Here is a 4,500-nt window from a genome sequence, read left to right on the forward strand (position 1 = left end):
ATACGCCATATAGCTTGTTAGAAATAGACGAAGAACTCGACTATGATGGTTTTTTACGTGATTTTTATAAGATGAATGGATACTATAGAGATGGAAAGCTAGATGAAGCTATAGAACTGGTCGAAAATCTAAAATTATCAGAGGTAAAGCATCCTGAATTAGATAGAAAGGAAGCATTTATTTACTATAATATGGGAGAATTAGATAAGGCCTGGGAGGTAATATCAGAGGTACAAAATAAGTACAATCATCATATGGATTTAGATTTACTAAAAGGTATGATTTTAATCGAGAAAAAAGATTATGAAAACGCAAAGCCTTATTATGAAGAGGCCTTAAACGAGGACCCTGAAAATTTTGTGGCAGTAGAAGGATTGTGTAGAATTTATGAAAATGAAGGGAAACTAATAGAGGCAAGAGACTTGATTACAAATCTTCATTTAAACGGATACAAGGACGACGATACAGAAGAGTTGTTTACAGATTTAGACAAGAAAATTATAGAAGAATTTGAGCAAAAATCAAATATAGAAGATTTAGACAAGTTGTATTTGCTACAAATTGCCGATACATATTTTATGGAGGAAAATACTCAAAAATCTATGGAGATTATGGAGCTTATAGAACTTGATAACGAAATAGATGTATTTTATTACTATATGATGAGCAAAATTTATTTGGATATGAAAAAATGTGATAAATCATTAGAGTATTTAAAGTTATGGGAGGACGCCATAAAAAATAATTCAAAAGAGAAATTACAAAGAATCAACCATAGATGTACTTCTATGCATGAGCTATATATATGCAAATCTATTTTTGACTGGGAAAGAAAAGATAGCAGCAGTGCACTACAAAATATCGACAAGGCACTAGAAATAAAACAAAAGAGTATATCTGCTTTAACTACAAAGCTTAGAATTTTATTTTTAAATGAAAGATATGAAGATGTTGTAAAGCTAAGCGACAAAATTATAGATATATGTCCTAGATACAGAATTTCGTATATGTCTAAAATAGAGTCTCTGTACAAGCTTGGTCTTTATTCAGAATCATTTAATGCTTGTGATCAAATGCTAGAGATTGGTTCTTACTATCTATTTGCATATATTTACAAGATAAATATACTTATAGAAGTCGATGAAATAGATGATGCAAAAGATATTATTCAGTTTTTACGCGACGAGGAGGTTGAATGTGCTGATTTAGATTATTTTGAGGCATCTATAATCAGAAAAGAAGGCGATGTAGAAAAAGCTAAAAAGCTATATAAGGATTTAATAGACAAATTAGAAAATAAGGAATGTGAAATTAAATTTCCTCAAGATTTATATCTATACTACATTGAGATGATTTTCTATACTAATGACGAGGATGAAGTTTTAGAGCTTTGTGAAAAGGGACTAAAATACGACGAGAAAAATCAAGGCTTGCTTTACTACAAGGCGTTGGCTCTATACTACAAGGACGAGCTAGATGATGCAAAGGCTTTATATGAGTATTTAGATGAAATATATCCAGACAATAGCTATTCAAACCAAAAGCTAGGAGATATTTACAGAGAAAAGGGAAATTACGACAAGGCCTTAGAATACTACAATAAGCAAATTGATTTAAATTACGATATAACAGATTATTTTAGAAGAATTGAAGTAAACTTCGATATGTTCAATATGGACGATGTATACGAGGATTTGATTTATCTAGAGAGAAATTTACCTAATCACCCTGGAGTATATATAGATTTTGGACATTACTACAATATTTTAGATCAGCCTGAAAAATCATGTGAATATCTTTTAAAAGCAAAAGAGATATATGAAGAAAGCGATGAATACGAAGAGCCAGATCAGTTGAGCTATGATTTGGCGACAGTATATGGCAAATTAGGAAAAATAGAAGAATGTATCGAGTACTTTACGGAAAACTACAAAAAAACAGATGATATAGATGCATTAGAGCAGGTCTACAATAAATATGTATCTTCTGGTCAATTTGAAATGGCTAAAGGTATTTTGCAAGAAATCATAAAAGAAGAAGGACTTTCAAATTTGAGCTTCGATTATTTTAAGCGTATGGGAGATATCAATTGGGAGATGAGAAATATAAAAGAAGCTGTGAAGTATTATTCTCTTATAATAAAACCAGATACTGACCAAAAGAGAGAAAAGGCAAGACTACTGTACTATACAGGAAATAGCAAAAAAGCATTGAAATTGATAACAGATGTTATAAATGAGTTGGAGTACAGACAAGACAACAGATATAATTATTTAATTGCTGCTAAAATTTGCTTAGATATAAACCAAATTGAAAAGGCCAAAAACTACGCCAATAAAATACTTAAGTATATGCCTATAAGTAGTATAGAATCAAAATTAGATCAAAAGGCATATGGATATAAATTTATAGGAGAGGTATACACTATATTGGGAGAATATGAAAAAGCTGAAAATTATTTAAAACAAGCTTTGGATACTCCTAGATGTGCTATATGCTATGATGTAACTTGTATAGATGCTCTGTATGGTTTAGCTTATTTAGAATATTGTAGAGGAAATATAGAAGCCTGCAGAGATTATTTACAAGAAACACTTAAATACAATTGTTCAGATAAAGATGCAATTGGACTAGCTTATAAAATAGGGATTTTATAAAAATTGAGGAGAGACGACATTATGATAATAGGAATTGACTTAGGAACTACAAACAGCTTAGCCTGTTATTTTGATAAAAATCAAACGAAGATGATACCAAATAGATTGGGAGAAAATCTAACGCCTTCAGTCGTGAGCATAGATGAAGACGACAATATATATGTCGGAAAGGTGGCAAAGGAAAGAAAAATACTATATCCTGATATGACAGCAGATGTATTTAAAAGAAGTATGGGGACTAATAAAGAATTTGTTTTAGGAGATAAAAAGTTTAAGGCCGAGGAATTATCATCTTTTGTATTAAAATCTTTGAAGGAGGACGCTGAGGTATTTCTTCAAGTAAAGGTTGAAGAAGCCATAATAAGTGTACCTGCGTATTTCAACGACGACCAGAGAAAGGCTACAAAGAAAGCTGGCGAGCTTGCAGGCCTTAAGGTAAACAGAATAATAAACGAGCCGACAGCTGCAGCAATTGCCTATGGAATCGATAAAAGAGATGAAAACACTAGATTTTTAGTGTTTGACTTAGGTGGAGGAACATTTGATATTTCAATTTTAGAGAAGTTTAAAAACATAATGGAGGTAAGGGCAGTAGCAGGCGATAACTTCATAGGTGGAGAGGATTTTACGGAGGTGCTTTATAGATTTTTCGTAAATAAAGTCGGCATCGACGAAGAAAAGCTAGACAAAAAAACTATATCTCGTATAAGAAAGCAATGTGAAAAGGCAAAATTGGAGTTTTCAAACAACAAGACAGTTACCATAAAATGCAATATAGAAGATACGCCTTACGAGACATCAGTAAATATAGACGACTACGAAAAGTCATGTGAGCTTCTTTTAACTAAAATTAGAAAACCTATAGAGAGAAGCCTAAAGGATGCCAAGATAAAATTAAATCAAATAGACGAGATAATTTTAATAGGAGGGGCCACAAGACTTCCTATAATTAGAAAATTTGTAGGAAAGATATTTGGCAGACTTCCAAATACCAGCGTAAATCCAGACGAAGCCGTCGCAATAGGTGCAGCACTTCAGGCGGCTATGAAGGAGAGAAATGAATGCATAAAGGATATTGTGCTTACAGATGTATGTCCTTTTTCGCTTGGAACAGAGGTATCTGTAAGGACTATGAACAACAAGCGAGAATCAGGGTATTTCTGTCCGATAATCGAGAGAAACACAGTGATACCGGTGAGCAGAACGGAGACCTTCTATACAGCCTACGACAACCAAACTAGAGTAGTAGTCGAGATTTTGCAGGGAGAAAGTAGACTCGCTAGAAACAATCTAAAGCTAGGTGAAATATCTGTAACCGTGCCAAAAGGACCAGAAGGATCGCAGTCTATAGATGTAACATATACATACGATATAAATTCTATATTAGAGGTCGTTGTAAAGGTGAATTCGACAGGCGAAAAGAAAAAGGTAATTATACAAAAGGGAAATGAAAAAATTTCAGAAGAAGATGTAAAGGCTAGATTTGAAGAGCTCAGCTATTTAAAAATCCATCCTAGAGACCAAGAAAAGAACAAGGAGCTTCTTTTTAGAGGTGAGAGAATGTACGAGGAGTTCACTGGTGAAGATAGACAGGTTATAGCAGATGCCCTTATACAGTTTGAAGCAGTCTTAGACAAACAAAATAGTATTTTGATAGAGCAGGCTAGAGATGAGTTTAAAAGGGTTTTAGATGAAATTGAAGATGAAGAGCTTTTTTAGTAACTTAGTTTAAAGCTTACTCTTTAATATTTTTGAGATTATGTTTATAAATTTGAATTTATGGAGGTTATTACAAATGACAAGAATAGAATTAGCATTAAATTATTTTGAGGAAAAATTTCAT

The 4,500-nt window shown here is 32.5% G+C and carries 2 protein-coding genes; both read left to right on the plus strand.

Annotated elements, in window-relative coordinates; genetic code table 11:
• On the plus strand, positions 1 to 2,657 hold a 2,657-nt coding region (locus ACI3VO_RS06920), incomplete at its 5' end, for a tetratricopeptide repeat protein (protein ID WP_439757204.1).
• Positions 2,658 to 2,678: 21 nt separating this feature from the next.
• Positions 2,679 to 4,376, plus strand: coding sequence for an Hsp70 family protein (locus tag ACI3VO_RS06925; protein WP_439757205.1), 1,698 nt, complete (start codon positions 2,679 to 2,681; stop codon positions 4,374 to 4,376).
• Positions 4,377 to 4,500 lie beyond the last annotated feature (124 nt).

Origin of the sequence: Intestinibacter sp. (genome assembly GCF_051866655.1) — a bacterium.
Lineage (GTDB): Bacteria > Bacillota > Clostridia > Peptostreptococcales > Peptostreptococcaceae > Intestinibacter.